20 protein-coding genes are annotated in these 17,026 nt (G+C 28.7%); 7 read left to right on the top strand and 13 right to left on the bottom strand.

Features of this window, described 5'->3' with window-relative positions; all coding sequences use genetic code 11:
* Positions 1-3: 3 nt before the first annotated feature.
* Together rpmF and VJY32_RS00695 are read right to left on the bottom strand one after the other, a co-directional pair.
* Positions 4-183: a 50S ribosomal protein L32 gene (gene rpmF, locus VJY32_RS00700; protein ID WP_353675951.1), complete on the bottom strand. Its 180-nt coding sequence runs from the start codon at positions 181-183 to the stop codon at positions 4-6.
* 20 nt (positions 184-203) lie between these two features.
* Entirely contained in the window at positions 204-695 is a 492-nt protein-coding gene (locus VJY32_RS00695) for a YceD family protein (RefSeq protein WP_353675950.1), read from the bottom strand.
* 127 nt (positions 696-822) lie between these two features.
* Between VJY32_RS00695 and VJY32_RS00690 the strand changes: the two genes are divergently transcribed.
* The 7 genes from VJY32_RS00690 (at position 823) to VJY32_RS00660 (ending at position 6,819) form a co-directional block, all read left to right on the top strand.
* Complete coding sequence (locus VJY32_RS00690; protein ID WP_353675949.1) at positions 823-1,785, top strand: PrsW family intramembrane metalloprotease; 963 nt, start codon at positions 823-825, stop codon at positions 1,783-1,785.
* 10 nt (positions 1,786-1,795) lie between these two features.
* Complete coding sequence (gene nadD / locus VJY32_RS00685) at positions 1,796-2,383, top strand: nicotinate-nucleotide adenylyltransferase (protein WP_353675948.1); 588 nt, start codon at positions 1,796-1,798, stop codon at positions 2,381-2,383.
* A 68-nt stretch (positions 2,384-2,451) separates the two neighbouring features.
* A complete protein-coding gene (locus VJY32_RS00680; protein WP_353675947.1) occupies positions 2,452-4,128 on the top strand; it encodes a DNA-methyltransferase in 1,677 nt (558 codons plus the stop codon).
* Positions 4,103-4,360, top strand: coding sequence for a hypothetical protein (locus VJY32_RS00675; protein WP_353675946.1), 258 nt, complete (start codon positions 4,103-4,105; stop codon positions 4,358-4,360). Before VJY32_RS00680 ends, VJY32_RS00675 begins: the two co-directional genes overlap by 26 nt.
* A 136-nt stretch (positions 4,361-4,496) precedes the next feature.
* Positions 4,497-5,111 carry a hypothetical protein gene (locus VJY32_RS00670; RefSeq protein ID WP_353675945.1) on the top strand — a complete coding sequence of 205 codons (615 nt, stop codon included), beginning with the start codon at positions 4,497-4,499 and terminating at the stop codon, positions 5,109-5,111.
* Position 5,112: 1 nt separating this feature from the next.
* Positions 5,113-6,465 (top strand): sigma-54-dependent transcriptional regulator, encoded by a 1,353-nt coding sequence (locus VJY32_RS00665; protein WP_353675944.1) that lies wholly within the window; start codon positions 5,113-5,115, stop codon positions 6,463-6,465.
* 3 nt (positions 6,466-6,468) lie between these two features.
* Positions 6,469-6,819, top strand: a complete 351-nt coding sequence (locus VJY32_RS00660; RefSeq protein ID WP_353675943.1) for a histidine triad nucleotide-binding protein — start codon at positions 6,469-6,471, stop codon at positions 6,817-6,819.
* On the opposite strand, the gene purD is transcribed toward VJY32_RS00660, so the two are convergent.
* From purD to VJY32_RS00605, 11 genes are all read right to left on the bottom strand, one after another.
* Positions 6,820-8,100 (bottom strand): phosphoribosylamine--glycine ligase, encoded by a 1,281-nt coding sequence (gene purD, locus VJY32_RS00655; protein ID WP_353675942.1) that lies wholly within the window; start codon positions 8,098-8,100, stop codon positions 6,820-6,822.
* Positions 8,097-9,389 (bottom strand): glycosyltransferase, encoded by a 1,293-nt coding sequence (locus VJY32_RS00650; protein WP_353675941.1) that lies wholly within the window; start codon positions 9,387-9,389, stop codon positions 8,097-8,099. The genes purD and VJY32_RS00650 overlap by 4 nt, the downstream gene beginning before the upstream one ends.
* Before the next feature lie 32 nt (positions 9,390-9,421).
* Positions 9,422-10,900, bottom strand: a complete 1,479-nt coding sequence (gene guaB / locus VJY32_RS00645) for an IMP dehydrogenase (protein WP_353675940.1) — start codon at positions 10,898-10,900, stop codon at positions 9,422-9,424.
* Positions 10,901-11,131: 231 nt separating this feature from the next.
* Complete coding sequence (locus VJY32_RS00640; protein ID WP_353675939.1) at positions 11,132-11,767, bottom strand: regulatory protein RecX; 636 nt, start codon at positions 11,765-11,767, stop codon at positions 11,132-11,134.
* Complete coding sequence (recA, locus tag VJY32_RS00635) at positions 11,764-12,816, bottom strand: recombinase RecA (protein WP_353675938.1); 1,053 nt, start codon at positions 12,814-12,816, stop codon at positions 11,764-11,766. Before recA ends, VJY32_RS00640 begins: the two co-directional genes overlap by 4 nt.
* Positions 12,803-13,387 carry an RNA 2',3'-cyclic phosphodiesterase gene (thpR, locus tag VJY32_RS00630; protein WP_353675937.1) on the bottom strand — a complete coding sequence of 195 codons (585 nt, stop codon included), beginning with the start codon at positions 13,385-13,387 and terminating at the stop codon, positions 12,803-12,805. Before thpR ends, recA begins: the two co-directional genes overlap by 14 nt.
* On the bottom strand, positions 13,380-14,657 hold the full coding sequence (locus VJY32_RS00625) for a competence/damage-inducible protein A (RefSeq protein WP_353675936.1): 1,278 nt from the start codon (positions 14,655-14,657) through the stop codon (positions 13,380-13,382). The genes thpR and VJY32_RS00625 overlap by 8 nt, the downstream gene beginning before the upstream one ends.
* Positions 14,658-14,677: 20 nt before the next feature.
* Entirely contained in the window at positions 14,678-15,145 is a 468-nt protein-coding gene (locus VJY32_RS00620; RefSeq protein ID WP_353675935.1) for a phosphatidylglycerophosphatase A family protein, read from the bottom strand.
* On the bottom strand, positions 15,129-15,725 hold the full coding sequence (gene pgsA / locus VJY32_RS00615) for a CDP-diacylglycerol--glycerol-3-phosphate 3-phosphatidyltransferase (RefSeq protein WP_353675934.1): 597 nt from the start codon (positions 15,723-15,725) through the stop codon (positions 15,129-15,131). Before pgsA ends, VJY32_RS00620 begins: the two co-directional genes overlap by 17 nt.
* Positions 15,726-15,739: 14 nt before the next feature.
* Complete coding sequence (locus tag VJY32_RS00610) at positions 15,740-16,030, bottom strand: gamma-butyrobetaine hydroxylase-like domain-containing protein (RefSeq protein WP_353675933.1); 291 nt, start codon at positions 16,028-16,030, stop codon at positions 15,740-15,742.
* On the bottom strand, positions 16,030-16,920 hold the full coding sequence (locus VJY32_RS00605; protein ID WP_353675932.1) for a phosphoribosylaminoimidazolesuccinocarboxamide synthase: 891 nt from the start codon (positions 16,918-16,920) through the stop codon (positions 16,030-16,032). Before VJY32_RS00605 ends, VJY32_RS00610 begins: the two co-directional genes overlap by 1 nt.
* Positions 16,921-17,026: the final 106 nt, after the last annotated feature.

The raw sequence follows: 17,026 nt of genomic DNA, 5'->3' as shown, positions 1-17,026 counted from the left end.
ATGTTATGATTCTGGTACGAACATAGACCTGCCGGCATAATACCCGCAGTTTGGACATGCTCTATGACTCAGCTTTAATTCTCCGCAGTTAGAACAGCGACTTAGGGTAGGAACTGTTGCTTTATAATGTGTTCTACGCTTATCTCTTCTGCTCTTGGACATCTTTCGTTTTGGATTAGGCATCGTTTAACCCTTTATTAGTTTTAGAATTTCAATTTTTTTAATGGTTCCCATATATCATTGTTTATATCCAAGTTACAATTGCATTGTGATTCATTCAAATTAGTTCCACATTTAGGGCATAATCCTTTACAATCTTCTCTGCATAATTTTTTCATTGGTATTGACAATTCTACATAATCAAAAACATCTTGGTCAATATTTATTTTGTCTTCATCAGGAGATAAATATTTAACATCATATTCTTCTAGTCGGGCAGCATCTTTTACAAATAAATAACTAAGCTGAAAATGATTTATTAACTTTGCATCGTATTGTGAGTTACACCTATCGCAAATTAAATGAGAATTTGCTTCAACATCAAAATCAATCACAATTTGATGTGCAGATTTATCCATTCTACAGTTGACCACAACATTTCCAAAAAATGATTCTTCTAAACCTAATGATTCTACTGGCTCAACAAAATTTATCTGATGTATACCGTCTGAAAAATTTGTATATTTTATTATCATTTTAACAAAGAGCAAAAAATTGGTTCAAAATATAGTTATGATGATTTTCATAATCAAGAAATGCTATTTTCATTTTTGTTCAACGGAAAGTTATAAATTTTATTCTATTATATAAAATGGTTTTAAAATGTTTCTGTTTTTTTCATTTGTTGCATCAGTAATTCCAATGACTTTATACTTATTAATTCTCTGGTATATGGATAAATATGAGAGAGAGCCATTATTTTTTGTTATTATTCATTTTTTGTGGGGTGCTTTTGGAGCAGTTATTTTTGGGATATTAGGAAATGTGTTTATAATAAAATCAATAAAATTTTTTTCTTCACTATTAATTTCGAATTTACCAGAGAATCTAATTTCAAATTTAATAGCTGCACCTATCTCTGAAGAAATATCAAAAGGCGTATTTATTCTTTTAAGTGTTAATTCAAAAAAGTTTGATAATATTACAGATGGGCTTGTTTATGGTGGTGCAATTGGTTTAGGTTTTGGAATGACAGAAAACTTTATTTACTTTTTATCATTTGGTATATCCTTTAAAACCTGGATAACATTAGTAATATTGCGTTCTTTATCATCAGCTATTATGCATTGTATTGCAACATCAATTGTAGGTGCATTTTTAGGAATCTCAAAATTTTCTCCTAAAAAAATGAAATATATTTTTCTTACATCAGGAATCCTGATAGCTATAATGATTCATTTTACATGGAATTTATCTGTAAGCAACGAAAAAACATTTTATCTGGGTTTTTTATTTATGATATTATTAATAATATTTTACATAAAAGTTTTTATTTATTCGATTAATAAAGAAAAATTAATTATAAAAAATGAACTTTATGAAGAAAGTAAATTAAATATAATTCCACCTGAACACATTGACATAATTAGTTCCAATGTAAGATTTCAAAAAGGCTGGATAAATGAAGAAATAAGAAAAAAATATTTTAGGACAGCTATTGCTTTGGCATTTAACAAAATGCAATACAAAAGCTCGGAAGGCATGCAAAAATTATTTTATGAAAATGAAGTTGAAAAAAAACGAGATTTAATAAAAACATTATTAGCTTATCAAAAATTAGATTAACAATTTATTTATGATTTCAAAACAGGAAAAAATAGGAATATTTGGCGGTACATTTGACCCTGTGCATATTGGACATTTGATTACTACTCAATTTGTGCTTGAACAAAGAAAACTTGATAAAATAATTTTTATACCCTGTTACATTTCACCGCATAAAACAAATCAGAATTCATCTAATCCTGTTCATCGATTAAATATGTTAAGATTAGCAATCGAAGGAATCCCTTATTTTGAATTAAGTGATTATGAAATTCGAAAAGGAAATATTTCCTATACTTATGACACAATTTTAGAGCTTAAGAAGACCTATCATTATATCGAGCTAATAATTGGTTATGACAATTTAATAGTGTTCGATAAATGGCATAAACCTGATGAAATTCTTGATTTAACAAAGCTTATTGTAATGAAAAGAATAATTGATAAAGATACAGAAGTAAAAAATAAATATTTTGAAAGAGCCATTATTCTCAATACACCTACAATTGAAATATCGTCTACAGAAATTCGAGAAAGAGTTAAAAATAAATTGCCTATTGATTTTCTTGTGCCTAAAAAAGTGAAGGAATACATTATACAAAATAAATTGTATGAGTAACACAAATAATTGTTCTCTATGGTTTTTTACCTATCAATAAACTTATTAAAGTCCTTAATTAAAAATGAATGAAATATAATATAATCAACAGCGATGTATATGCTGGATTAATAAATTTAAAAGAGCTATCAATTGATGTTGCAGTTACATCACCTCCCTATTGGAATCAGCGTGACTATGGATTTGAGGGACAAATTGGTAATGAAAAAACTTATCAAGAATACATTTCTAAACTTGTCCAAATTTTCAGCGTTTTAAGAACAAGGCTTAAAAAAGATGGCGTTTTTTTTCTTAATGTTGGCGATAAATATTTATCAAAGTATGGTAAATCACCTTTGGCTTTTATTCCATTCAAATTAGCTTATGAAATGGTACAAGATGGCTGGTATCTCAATGATATTATAATTTGGTATAAACCCAATCACATGCCTTCAAGTATTAAAAATCGATTTACAAATTCATATGAACCGGTATTTGTATTGTCTCCTTCAAAGAAAAATATTTTTACAGATTATAAAAAGAAACATCCTGATTATTCGAATATCTTAAAGATAAATTTACAACCAACACCCTATAAACATGTTGCAGTTTATCCTGAAAAATTAGTTAAAAAACTTTTAGAATTAGTAAATGTAAAAAATAATTTTTCGATACTTGACCCATTTGCAGGAAGTGGAACAACATTAAAAGTAGTTAAAGATTATTATCCTCATGCAAATGCATACATGATTGAATACAGCAAAGAATATATTGACATAATCATAAATCGATGTCAATTAAAAAACAATTTTGTTATAAAGCATTATGACTTCATTCCTTACTACTACACAATAAAAAATTATAGTATTGAATACTCAGAACAATTATCACTTTTTGAAAAATATCCATTATATAATTCAATCAGCAATCTCAAAAAGGGTTTTATAAAAATTGTAGAGAATAAAAATGATTACTACAGACTCCTCAAAGAATTCGAAAATCAGTCTATCAGAAAAAAATTACTAAATAATAGTCTTTGCTTTATAGGAAGCAAGGAATATGATTTAGAATTTATAGTAAAAACATCTCAATTAAATGAAAAAGGCTGGGTTATTAGAAATTTATTAGTAGTTGAAAATGAAAAATCTTGGTATCCATTATTTATGATAGTAGATGATAATAAATCAGTTGATTATTTATTTCAATACGAGAAATTAAATATAAAACCCAAATCAAATAATAATAAAAATTGGTCTGAGCATAATTTTACAGGATACAATGTATTTGACAGCATAAGTAAAAATAAACGAGAAGGAATTATTGTTGATGTATTAGAAATATATAATAATGATTTCCCGAAATATGTTATTGTTCAATGGAAAGATGGAACATTTACAAAAGAATTTGTAATTCAAAATCAGGACGAAATTAATGTTAATATAAAAATAAAATCAACCAAACCGATAATTTTAGAAGAAATAAATTCACTAATAGAATTAAACAAAGAAATTAATCCTGAATTAATTAAGAATAATAATATTAACTCTGTACAAAATAATTTTACAAAAAATTATAATGGTAAATTCAAAGATACAGTTCGAAAAAATTGGGGGGCATCTCCCGGTGCTCGAGCTTCTTTAGAAAATGAATATTTTTCGCTTCAAAGATTATATTCAGTTGACCAAAAACTTGTTGCTGCTTATCTAAATGAAAAACGAATTGAAAAAGGTTACACTAAAAGTGAATTCACAAAAATTGTTACCTAAATCATATAAACATACTGTTGGACATTGGCTGCGTTCTGATTTTGGCGGTTCTATTCCTACACCTGAAGATTGGGAGAAAATTTCTGAAATATTGGATATCGATTTTAATTTTACAAAATATGTTTGCAGTACCGCACTAAAATTACAAACAGTTTCAAACTCTAAATTCAAAATGCCAGATGACTTTATCAATGAAAATTTTCTCCCTGAATTAAAAAAATTATACGAATAAATTAAACCTATAATATCAAATATTTCCTTTCTAATTTGTATTATTACCTAATAATATTTTTACACATAGCACAAAAAAACTTTATATGTTAAATGACTTTAGAGAGTATTTTTGCTTTTTTTTATTAATAATATTTTTGCCGTGCAATAAATCAATTTCTCAAAGTAAATATGAAAAAAATTTTTATGGTGGAATTTTTTATTTATCAGAATTTATCTCATCCAAAGAATTTGAGGAAATTAAATCAACTTCCGGCGATAATTCTGCAGTAGATTCTATATATATCAGAGCTGTAAATTTTTTCAGAGGGGATGAATCTGAAGCACTGCTTTGCTTAACTTTTGCATGTCTTCCATTTAAAGAAATAGAAATAAAATTTTTATTTAATAAAAAAATCACTGTTCCTCTTCCTTCGCCGCCCTTCAGTTTATTTCAAGCTAAATTAAAAAATCTTCCATCCAAAATTTATTTTGATTCACTGGAAAATAAATTTGGTGACAAAGATAAATTATCGCACTTTTTTGGCAATGCTTTTCTTAAGTACAATAGCAGCTTTTTTAATTTATCAAAATTTCTCGGTATCTTTGTAGAGGTTGTAGAAAGAGATTTATTTGTTAACGGGAGTTTTGATAACCGAGATTTAATAACAAATCATCTCGGTGAACTTTTTGGTAAACTTATAAAATGTAATAAAAATATTTTACCTTCAGACGTGCTAAAAATTTATCAATTGCTATATATCAGGTTTTAATATGAAATCGATTTTAATCATTGACGATGAAAAAGAAATATGCGAAAGCATAAAAATGACTCTTGAATATGAAGACTATTCTGTTGATTATACTACAGATTCTAATAAAGGATTGGAAAAATTAGAATATGGAATTTATGATGCCCTTTTACTCGACATACAGATGCCTGATAAATCAGGCTTCGATATATTAAAATTTGTTAATGAAAAAAATATTGATATAAAAGTAATTATTATCTCTGCTTTTGCAAATATTCAGAATGCAATTCAAGCTACAAAATTAGGTGCATTTGATTTTCTCGAAAAACCTATTGACAGAGAAAAACTTTTAATCTCAGTTAGAAATGCTGTTGAACAATCAAATCTTATTAAAGAAAATAAAAAGCTAAAAACGTTTTCTGAGCTTGAAGAGAAAATTATTGGTAAAAGCTTAGCAATTCAAAAAATCTTAGAAACAATTACTAAGGTTGCAAAAACAGATGCAAGAATTTTAATTACAGGCGAGAATGGAACAGGAAAAGAACTTGTTGCACAAGAAATACATCGTCAGAGTAATCGTTCACATAAAGATTTAATTGAAGTAAATTGTGCTGCAATTCCACAAGAACTTATTGAATCAGAATTGTTTGGTCATGAGAAAGGTTCTTTCACAGGAGCAATAAAACAACGAATTGGTAAATTTGAATTAGCAGATGGGAGTAATCTTTTTCTTGATGAGATTGGGGATATGAGTCTTCAAGCACAAGCTAAAGTTCTTCGAGCAATTGAAGAAGGAAAAATTGAACGAGTTGGAGGTTCTAATAAAATTGAAGTTGATGTGAGAATAATATCTGCAACAAATAAAGATTTATTGAAAGAAATAGAAAAAGGAAATTTCAGGGAAGATTTATATCATAGATTAAATGTTATTCCAATTCATATTCCTCCATTGAGAGAAAGAAAAGAAGATATTCCTTTGTTAATAGAACACTTTTCAAAAATAATTTGCAACAAAAATAAATTTCCTCAAAAAACATGGCATGAAGATACAATAAAAATTTTACAGGATTTACCCTGGAAAGGAAATGTTCGTGAATTAAGAAATTTTATTGAAAGAGTAGTTATAATGGAATCTTCTGCATTAATTACACCAAAAGAAATAAAATCATACTTGCCTGATTCATCATCTCGTTTAGATGAAATACTAAACACATCTAATACATTTCAAGAATTCAAAGAAAAAGCTGAAAAAGCATTTATCCAGAAACAATTGGAAGCTAATGGGTGGAACATAAGCAAAACAGCGGATATACTTGGAATACAAAGAAGTCATCTTTATAACAAAATCAAAAAATATGGAATAGAAAAGAGGTGAAACATGGCAGAAACAATTTTTGCAAAAATTATTCGTAAAGAAATTCCTGCAGATATTGTTTATGAAACTGATAATGTATTGGCATTTAAGGACATCAATCCTCAAGCTCCTGTCCATATTTTAATTATACCGAAAACTACAGATATTGCTACAACTAAAGATATTGATTCCAAAATTCATGCTCCCTTATTGGGTGAATTATTTGATACAGCAAATAAAATTGCAAAAGATTTAGGAATAAGTGAATCAGGTTATAGAATAGTTATTAATTGTGGACCTGATGCAGGCCAGGAGGTTTATCATTTGCATCTTCATTTGCTTGGCGGAAGAAAAATGAACTGGCCTCCAGGTTGATTACCTGTATATAGCTTTATCAGCAATGTCTTTACGGAAATACATACCATCAAAGTATATTTTTGAAATAGCTTCGTAACTTCTTTTTTTAGCAAGCAATAAATTATTTTCTTTTATAAAAGATGTAATATTTAGTACTCGCCCCCCATTTGTATAAATTTTACCTTCTTTTTCTATTGTTCCCGCATGAAAAATAATTATATCATCATCTTTTATTGAATCCAATCCTGTAATTTCTTTTCCTTTTTCATACTTCTCAGGATAACCTTTGGCAGCAATAACTATACAAACCGATGAACCGCCATTATAATAAACAGAATTTTTATTTAGTGCTCCGGAAGATGCAGAATATAATAAATTTAAAAAATCACCATCTAAGAGTGGCAAAACAGATTGTGTTTCGGGGTCACCGAATCTGCAATTAAATTCTACTACTTTAGGACCTTCATCTGTTAACATTAAACCACAATAGAGGCAACCAATATATTTATTGCCTGTCTCTTTCATTGCATTAATAGTTGGTCTTACAATTGTTTCTGAAATTATTTTTACCATGTCATCATTGACAAATGGAGTTGGAGCATAAGAACCCATACCACCTGTATTTTTGCCTGTATCTCCTTCTCCAATTCTTTTGTGGTCTTGAGCAACTGGTAATAGAATAAAATCATCACCATCTGTGATTGCAAAAACAGATGCCTCCTGACCTCTCATAAATTCTTCAATTACTACTTTGTTGCCTGCATCTCCAAAAGCTGAATTAATAAAACAATCGTTAATGGCATTTTCAGCTTCATCGAGATTTTCACATATTACTACCCCTTTCCCGGCAGCTAATCCATCAGCTTTTATAACAACAGGATATTTAATTTTTCTTAGATATTCTAATGCACTTTTATGTTCTTCTTTTGTAAATATTTGATAATCTGCTGTTGGGATTCCAAATTTTTTCATTAAGTTTTTGGCAAAAGATTTTTCTCCTTCAATTCTTGCAGCAGCTTTTGTAGGACCAAAAACTTTAACACCCTGTTCCATTAGTAAATCAGCTATTCCTTCAGTCAATGGCTTTTCAGGTCCTACAACTACTAAGTCTACTTTTAATTCGACACAATATTTAACCACTTCATTTATATCATTAATATCAATAGCAATATTTTTGCCTAGAAATTTTGTTCCTGGATTTCCCGGTATTACATACAATTCTTTTAAAAATGAACTTTGAGAAATTTTCCATGCTAATGCATGTTCTCTTCCACCTGAACCAATTACTGCTACTTTCATAATAAATCCTTTAGACTAAATTGAAATTGTGTGATTAATTGTTCAGTTAAATAAATTCTATTATGTTTTTGAATAAATTCTTCATTTGGTTTAGGAAAATTTTTATTAACATATAAAGAATGTATTTCAATAATTTTATCTTTGATTTCATCAATGTTATCTGGTGATGTAATAAATGAAGCTCCATATTCAATTAAAGCTGATTTAGCAGCCCCATCAGGAACACAACCAAGGATTGGTTTCCTAGAGCCAAAATATTCAAATAATTTGCTTGTTGATATCGTATCTGCATTCTTAAGATTATTACCAATCATCATCCATAATACATCTGCAGCTAATAATTTTTTTACTGCTTCTTTATGTTCAAGATATCCATGAATTTTAACAAATTCATTTAGGTTAAGTTCGTTAATTAATTTCTTATATTCATCTCTAAATAAACCAATAAATTCTAATTCAATATTAGCAGCTAAATCTGGTCTTTCAATTGAAATTTTTTTAAAGGCTTTCAAAAAAAATTCTGGGGTGATATTTTCATAAAACATTCCCGAATAAGTAAATCTTAATTTATTTGCTGGTTTAAGTTCATCTTCAACTGTTACATTGAAGTCTTCGGGGTCGAATCCGTGTGGAATTATTATTATTTCATCAAATGAAAGGAATGGATAATGAGTTAATAATTTTTCTTTAATTCTTCTATTGATAACGATAATTTTATCTGCAGCTTTGAGAGAACTATATTCTAACTTTTTATTTTTACTTTTATGATAAGGTGTTAAATAAAATGCAAAATGATTTTCGAACCATAAATCTCTATAATCAACAATTAATGGAATGTTAAATTCTTTTTTTAATTCTGCAGCATAAATAAAACTTGAATAAGGTGGAACAGTAACAAATAAAACATCAAATTTTTCTTTTTGTAATAATTCTTTTGCAGTTGAGTAGGCTTTTTTAGCCCATGATTTTTTATTATCAGGGATAAAAAAGATTTTTGAGAAATTAGAAAATAATTTTCTCAAAAATTCCTTCGGGATATTAACAGTTTGAATTTTTTTCCCAATAATTGAATTAATATCAAAAGCTTCTGTTCTAATAATCTGACCACCTGCATTTTCAGCTTCTTTTAATAAGCTAAAATCATGTGCATAATATGCTACATTACCAGTTGTAATAACAACAGGCTGCCAGTTAAATTGAGGCATGTATTTAGTAAATTTAAGTGTTCTTTGAACCCCGCTTAAACCCATTGGGGGATAATAATAAGCAAGAATAAGAGCTTTATACATTTTAAACCTTCAGTAAAAGAAAAACAATTTTTTTATATCTTAGTTATTGTTTGATAGTTTGGAGCTTCTTCAGTTATAATAACATCATGTGGATGACTTTCACGCAATCCTGCAAGTGAAATTTTTACAAATTTTGCTTTTGTTTTTAATTCCTTAATTGTTCTTACACCGCAGTAGCCCATAGCAGCTCTAAGTCCACCAACAAACTGATAAATTGTATCAGCCAGTGCGCCTTTATACGGAACTCGTCCTTCAATTCCTTCAGGCACTAATTTTTTAATATCATCTTCCATATCTTGAAAATATCTATCACTACTTCCCTGTTTCATTGCACCTAACGAACCCATTCCTCTATAAACTTTAAAACTTCTGCCTTCAAATAAAACTTTTTCACCTGGAGCTTCATCACATCCAGCAAACATAGCACCCATCATTACAGTGTCGGCCCCGGCTGCAATAGCTTTAGCAACATCACCAGTTTGTTTAATTCCACCATCAGCAATAATTGGAATATTTTTACCTTTCAATGCTCTTGCAACTGCTTGTATAGAACTAATTTGTGGAACACCAACTCCTGCAATCACTCGTGTAGTACAAATTGAAGCAGGGCCAATTCCAACCTTTACCGCATCTACACCGCATGCAGCCAATTCTAATGCTGCTTCTCCTGTCACAATATTACCGGCAATTAATTGCAAATTCTTAAATTTTTTTCTTATTTGTTTTACCATTTTAATTACACCTTCAGAGTGGCCATGAGCAGTATCAACAACTATAACATCAACATTAGCACTTACCAATGCTTCTACTCTTTCAATAGTGTCTTTTGCAATTCCCACTGCTGCTCCAACTCTTAATCTTCCAAGTTCATCTTTGCATGCATTGGGAAATTTTTTCTTTTTCATAATGTCTTTATAAGTAATCAAACCTTTTAAATAACCTTTTTTGTCTACAACAGGTAATTTTTCAATTCGATTTTTATGTAATATTTTTTCAGCTTCATGCAGTGTTGTACCTACAGGTGCAGTAATTAAATTTTCTTTTGTCATCAATTGTTCAACTGTAAGATTTCTATTGTGCTCGAAACGCAAATCCCTATTTGTTAATATTCCAATTAGTTTTCCTTCTTTATCAACTATTGGAATTCCAGAGATATGATATTTAGCCATTATTTCTTCGGCTTCATAAATTTTTCTTTCTGGAGTTAATGTAATTGGATTAACAATCATCCCGCTTTCAGACCTTTTAACTTTATCAACTTCATCAGCCTGGCGTTCTATTGACATATTTTTATGAATAATTCCAATTCCACCCTGAGCCGCCATTGCAATTGCCATTTGAGATTCTGTAACTGTATCCATTGCTGCAGAAATAAATGGAATATTCAATTTGATTTCACGTGTTAGGTATGATGTAATATCAGTTTCTCTTGGTAAAACTGATGAACGTGCTGGTATCAATAAAATATCATCAAATGTCAAACCTTCAAATTCTATTTTTGAATCTTTCATTTCATCCTCCAGATTTTATTAATTTTTTCTTTGAAGTCATATTTATTAACAAAAAAGACCACACAAAGTGGTCTTTCATTTTTAAAAATGAAAAATTAACATAAAATTTTTATTACACCTTGTTAAAACTTTCACCTATTTCCTCTAAGAATAGTGATTAATAGTCAGGAGACTGAACTTGTTACAAAAATTTAGTTGCAAAAATACTAATATTGAAATTATCTACAAAATTTAAGTCCATTCATTTTCATGAATATTAAGTTTATCCATTACTTTGAATATTATATCTGATGGATACCCTCGTGAAGATAAAAACGAAAATAGTTTTTGTTTTATTTTCTGATTATCCAGTTTTTTGAATTGATAAGAGCTTAACTTTTTTTTAGCAAGTTCATAAGCTGTATGAAAAGATGAATTATCATCAATCAAATACAGAACATCTTCAATAATATTTCTCTCAATTCCTTTTTTAATTAGTTCAGCCTTGATTTTATTGATACCAATTTTTTTTCTGTAAAATCTTTCTTCAACATAAGCTTTACAAAATTCATAATCATTTAAATAATGTTTTGAAATAAGTTCTTCGATGGTGTCATTAATCAGTTTTTTATCAAATTTTTTTTTGATTAATTTATTTATTAATTCATGTTTTGAATGTAATCTTCGAGAAATTAATTTTATTGCAGCTTCTTTAATTTTTAGTTTTTCATTCAGAATTAATAATTCATTTTTCTTTGATTCATCAATTACATCATTTTTTCTTAAACCGGCATCGGTAACAATTTTATAATCAACTAATATTGAACTTCCATCGTTAAATTGAACGATTACATTATTCCCTTTTTTTCTAAGAGTTACAATAATCATTTAGATTTTTTATTCTTAATTTCTTGTTCGGCTGATTGTTCTTGTTGTTCATCATTCGTCATACCAAGTGCAGCTTTAACTTCTTTTTCGAGTGATTCAAAAAGTTTTGGATCTTCCAGCATTTTTTGTTTCAATTGCTCTCTGCCTTGATATCTTTCATCTTTGTAAGTAAACCATGAGCCGCTTTTTTTCAAAATACCATGTTCAGTTGCAAGGTCGATTATGTCGCCAACTTTACTGATTCCTTCATTGTATAAAATATCAAATTCAACCTCTTTGAATGGAGGTGCAACTTTGCTTTTTACAATTTTTACTTTTGTTCTATTTCCTATAACATTGTTTCCATCTTTAATTGCATTTACTCTTCTTATATCAAGTCTAACAGAAGCATAAAATTTCAAAGCATTTCCGCCTGTAGTTGTTTCAGGATTTCCAAACATAACACCAATTTTGCTTCTTAATTGATTTGTAAAAATAACACATGTTTTGGATTTGCTGATTGCACCTGTAATTTTACGAAGAGCTTGGGACATCAATCTTGCTTGAACAGCCATTTGTGGGTCCCCCATGTCTCCTTCAATTTCGGTTCTTGGCACCAATGCAGCAACAGAATCAATTACAATTACATCGAGTGCATTGCTTCTTATCAAGGTGTCAACAATTTCAAGAGCTTGTTCACCGAAGTCTGGTTGAGATAATAATAGATTGGCAGTATCAACGCCAAGTCGTTTTGCATAATTTAAATCAAGAGCATGTTCGGCATCAATGAATGCAGCAAGTCCACCTTTTTTTTGAGCTTCTGCAATAATATGTAAGCAGAGTGTAGTTTTACCAGAAGATTCGGGTCCAAATATTTCAATAATTCTTCCTCGGGGTACTCCTCCAATACCAAGTGCATAATCAAGCGATAATGAACCTGTTGAAATAGCTTCTACTTTATTAATAACTCCATCTCCAAGCTTCATAATGGTTCCCTTGCCATAAGTTTTTTCAATATTAGCAATAGTATCTTCCAATATTTTCAATCTTGCATCTTTATCGAGTGACATTTTCTCCTCCAATATTTTTTATATAAAAATTTTTAATTGGTTCATATACAGAACCAGTTTTTAATAATGTGCTTTTAAAAAAGGTAATTTTATTAGCTTTAAAGTTTATTTCTGGTATTTCAACTTGAGTTAATTTATAAAAATCTTTATAAAATTTTTCATCTTTATCTTTAATCCTTAACAAAGTTATATGAGGTGTAAATTTTCTTTTTTCTTTTTCAAAACCGAACTGTGAAACAACATTATCAATTTCTTGAACTAAATTGTTTAGTTTAACATTATCTTTTAATCCTATCCATAAAATTCTTGGCTTTTTATCTTTTATAAATAAACCAAACTTATCAAATGTTAATTCAAATATTTCGTAGTTTTTCAAAATTTTTTCTAACTCTGAATTAATCTCAGGAATAAATGTTTCATCTGTATCGCCCAGAAATTTCAATGTAAGATGTAATTTATTTATTGGTTCCCATTTAATTTTATCATAATCTTTAATGCAGTTGTTTTTTATTTCTATTATTTTTTTTAACTCTTGTTCAGGTAGTTCTAATGCGATAAATGTTCTAATCATCGTAATTTATTCCAAGTAAATATCTTCTTAGCATTTCAAGTGCAGCTTGCGAAGTTCTATCTTTATTTAATAATCTATCATCACCGAAACGGAATTCTTTTGCAGTACATATTTTCTCATCACAAATTCCTATGTATACAAGACCAACAGGTTTATTGGGAGTTGCTCCCGTTGGTCCCATTATTCCAGTAGTGGACAATCCAATATCCGTTCCGCTGATAGATTTGATTCCTTCTGCCATTTGTCTTGCTACTTCCAGACTAACAGCACCATATTTTGCTATTATATCCTCATCAACTTTTAATAATTCTACTTTAGCTGCATTACTGTATGCTACAATTCCTCTTTCGAAAAATAAACTGCTGCCACTAATATTAGTAAGACGATTTGCAATTAAACCACCAGTACAAGATTCTGCAACTGACAATTTTAAACCTCTGTCAATTAATAACTTAGCTACAACTCCTTCAAGATTATCATCGTCTTTCCCATATATATATTTTCCAACAATACTTCTAATTTTTTGTTCAATTTCCTCAAGTTTAGACAAAGCAAAATCTTTGTTATTCTCTTCAACCGTGATTCTTAATCTAACACCAAATTGGTTAGGTAAAAAAGCAAGCTTTGCTCCATTTAATATTTCTTCAATATTTCCAAGTTTAGTAAATAATGTTGATTCGGGAATACCAGTAGTAAGTAAATTTCGGGTTAAAATATAAGTGCTTTCTTGTTTTCTTTCTGATTTATTTTTCTCGCTCAATGATTTTAATTTTGGAATTACATATGAATCCATCATATTTTTCATTTCGTAGGGAACACCAGGCATAGCTATAAAAATTTTATTATCCTTTTCTATCCAGATTCCCGGTGCTGTACCACGAGTATTCCTTATAGGTTCAGCAATTTTAGGAATTAGAGCTTGTTCTTCATTAATTTTAGTTAATTCCCTGCCTCTTACTTCAAAAAATTTTTTAATATCACTCAATACTTCTTCATTCATTATAAGTTCTGTATCAAAAAAATTTACAACACATTTCCTTGTAACATCATCGTGTGTGGGGCCAAGTCCACCTGTTACAATCATTATGTCACAAATCTTAAAAACTCTTTTAAACTCTTTTATAATTTTATCTTCATCATCAGGAAGAACACTTGAGCCAATTATCTTAATTCCATTCTTGACAAGTTGTTCTCCAATGTAAGCTGCATTAGTATTTACTACCTGACCAATAAGAATTTCATCACCAATTGTAACTAAATATGCATTCATAATTATATCTATGTTAGTAATTAAAATATTCTATTAAGTAAATCGATTGATAATTGAATAATCAAAAAAGTATAAATGCCAGCTAAAACATCATCAAGAACTACTCCCCAGCCATTTTTAATTGATTCAAGTTTTTTTATTGGAAAAGGTTTTATAATATCCATAAATCTCCATATAAAAAAAGCTATTAATAAGAACCATATTTTCTTTGGAACAAACAATAGCGAAATCCATGTGCCAATTATTTCGTCAAGTGTAAATTCTTTTGGGTCATTGCCGTAAACTTTTTCAAATTTTTTTGCTACATCAACACCAATAATAATAAAAAAACTAATTAATACAATCATAAGAGTGGGATTTTCAAAACCTGGAATTAGAAATATAAGTAACGCAAGCAAACTTGCTTTTGTGCCAGTAGCTTTTTTAGAAAATCCAGTATAAAAGCCAGAGCCAAGTATTTTTTCTATTGAATTAATTTTTTGCTCCAAAAAGTTGTTTTATAAGTAATCTGTTTGTGTAAATATAAGTTATGCCTGTTATGACAGTAAATATAGTGATAGCAAGCATTGTATAGTAAATTAACTCATGATGCAATAAAATATTAAAAAGATTTTCTCTTCCTTCATAAATCCATTTTACGGTTTTAGCAGTATAGATTAACAATAAATAATAAAGAAATAACATCTGAAAAAAAGTTTTCCATTTTGCAGAATAACTTGTAGAAAAAGAAACTTTTTTATAATCAGCATAAATTCTGAGCAATGTAATAAGTATATCCCTCGCAATAATTAAAATGACCATCCATAATTCTAAAATTCCAACAAAAACAAAAGCAAGAAATACAGTTGAAGTTAAAATTTTATCTGCCAATGGGTCTAAAAATTTACCCCACTCTGTTATGTAATTAAACTTTCTTGCAAGCCAACCATCATACCAGTCTGTAATTGCAGCAATTATGAATACCCCCAGAGAAATTTGTATGAATAAAGGTTCACCATTCAAAAATAAATATAAAAATATTGGTGTTAGAATAATTCTTAAAACAGTTAACTGATTTGGGAGTATCATGATAAGTATTGAAATTAAATAGACAATTTTCTTAAATAATCAAAGTCATATATACCCGTATTGTGAAAATCTTTCCAGATGATATTAATTGCATAATTGCCTGTTAATTTTATCTCCTGAATAGTAATTTGTTCATCAGAAAGAATAGGAATGTATGAATCACTTCTTTCTTTTTTCTCTGCTAAACAGAAGGCACAAGGACAATTATATCTCAAGTCAGCTAATTTTATCTTCGTTTCAAAATTATTATCCCATTTAATATATAAATAAGTTTTATCGATAATCTTAATCTCAAAAGGTAACATTATTCAATAATTTCTCCCGTAAGTTTATAAAGTGCTTCTTGATATTTTTTGCTTGTGTTTATTATTACATTTTCAGGTATTGGTGGAGCTGGTGGTTTTTTATTAAAATTAATTGATAATAAATAATCTCTTAAATATTGCTTATCAAAACTATTTTGGGAACGGCCTTTTTCATATTCTTCAAGTGGCCAGAATCTAGATGAATCAGGTGTTAATAATTCATCTATTAAAATTATTTTCCCATCATAATAACCAAATTCCATTTTTGTATCAGCAATTATTATTCCTTTCTTTAATGCATATTCCACTGCTTTATTATAAATTTTTATTGAAATTTCTTTTAAGTAATTAAAAGTCTCTTTTCCGATTATCGAGATTGCTTGCTCTTCATCTATGTTCTCGTCATGTAATCCTATTTCAGCTTTTGTCGAAGGAGTAAAAATTGGTTCTGGAAGTTTTTCAGATTCAACTAAACCTTCGGGCAATTTAATTCCACATATAGAACCAGTTTTTTTATAATCATTCCAGCCAGAGCCAGTTATATAACCTCTTACAATACATTCAAGAGGAATTAATTCAGCTTTCTTTACTAACATCGAACGATCTTTTAATACATCTATATAAGGCTTACATTCTTCCGGGTAATCTTCTACATTTATACTTATCAGGTGATTATCAATTATATCTTTTGTAAAATTAAACCAGAAAGCAGATATTTTATTTAACACAGCACCTTTAAAAGGAATTCCTTCGTTCATTATTACATCAAACGCTGAGATTCGATCGGTCGATACAATTAAGTAATACTCTCCGAGATCATAAATATCACGGACTTTACCACTTTTGAAAAATTTTAAGGTTTCAAAATTAGTTTTTGTAATTACTTTCATTTTTATGACCTTTCTATAAGTTAATGTAATTTTTATAATCCAATATACTTAGAGAATAAAAGTAATTCAAATAAAACTCTGATGAGATTGTAAAAAAGGTTACATA

This window comes from Rosettibacter primus, from assembly GCF_036860675.1.
Classification (GTDB): Bacteria; Bacteroidota; Ignavibacteria; order Ignavibacteriales; family Melioribacteraceae; genus Rosettibacter; species Rosettibacter primus.
This window is presented reverse-complemented; position numbering and strand designations above follow the sequence as displayed.

What these genes read in the sequence shown, in the direction of transcription:
- VJY32_RS00665 (WP_353675944.1), top strand. Translation starts at nt 5,113, where the DNA reads ATGAAATCGATTTTAATCATTGACGATGAAAAAGAAATATGCGAAAGC.
- VJY32_RS00690 (WP_353675949.1), top strand. Translation starts at nt 823, where the DNA reads ATGTTTCTGTTTTTTTCATTTGTTGCATCAGTAATTCCAATGACTTTA.
- VJY32_RS00625 (WP_353675936.1), bottom strand. Translation starts at nt 14,657, where the DNA reads ATGAATGCATATTTAGTTACAATTGGTGATGAAATTCTTATTGGTCAG.
- pgsA (WP_353675934.1), bottom strand. Translation starts at nt 15,725, where the DNA reads ATGATACTCCCAAATCAGTTAACTGTTTTAAGAATTATTCTAACACCA.
- nadD (WP_353675948.1), top strand. Translation starts at nt 1,796, where the DNA reads ATGATTTCAAAACAGGAAAAAATAGGAATATTTGGCGGTACATTTGAC.
- VJY32_RS00610 (WP_353675933.1), bottom strand. Translation starts at nt 16,030, where the DNA reads ATGTTACCTTTTGAGATTAAGATTATCGATAAAACTTATTTATATATT.
- guaB (WP_353675940.1), bottom strand. Translation starts at nt 10,900, where the DNA reads ATGAAAGATTCAAAAATAGAATTTGAAGGTTTGACATTTGATGATATT.
- thpR (WP_353675937.1), bottom strand. Translation starts at nt 13,387, where the DNA reads ATGATTAGAACATTTATCGCATTAGAACTACCTGAACAAGAGTTAAAA.
- VJY32_RS00695 (WP_353675950.1), bottom strand. Translation starts at nt 695, where the DNA reads ATGATAATAAAATATACAAATTTTTCAGACGGTATACATCAGATAAAT.
- rpmF (WP_353675951.1), bottom strand. Translation starts at nt 183, where the DNA reads ATGCCTAATCCAAAACGAAAGATGTCCAAGAGCAGAAGAGATAAGCGT.
- recA (WP_353675938.1), bottom strand. Translation starts at nt 12,816, where the DNA reads ATGTCACTCGATAAAGATGCAAGATTGAAAATATTGGAAGATACTATT.
- VJY32_RS00650 (WP_353675941.1), bottom strand. Translation starts at nt 9,389, where the DNA reads ATGTATAAAGCTCTTATTCTTGCTTATTATTATCCCCCAATGGGTTTA.
- purD (WP_353675942.1), bottom strand. Translation starts at nt 8,100, where the DNA reads ATGAAAGTAGCAGTAATTGGTTCAGGTGGAAGAGAACATGCATTAGCA.
- VJY32_RS00640 (WP_353675939.1), bottom strand. Translation starts at nt 11,767, where the DNA reads ATGATTATTGTAACTCTTAGAAAAAAAGGGAATAATGTAATCGTTCAA.
- VJY32_RS00660 (WP_353675943.1), top strand. Translation starts at nt 6,469, where the DNA reads ATGGCAGAAACAATTTTTGCAAAAATTATTCGTAAAGAAATTCCTGCA.
- VJY32_RS00680 (WP_353675947.1), top strand. Translation starts at nt 2,452, where the DNA reads ATGAAATATAATATAATCAACAGCGATGTATATGCTGGATTAATAAAT.
- VJY32_RS00605 (WP_353675932.1), bottom strand. Translation starts at nt 16,920, where the DNA reads ATGAAAGTAATTACAAAAACTAATTTTGAAACCTTAAAATTTTTCAAA.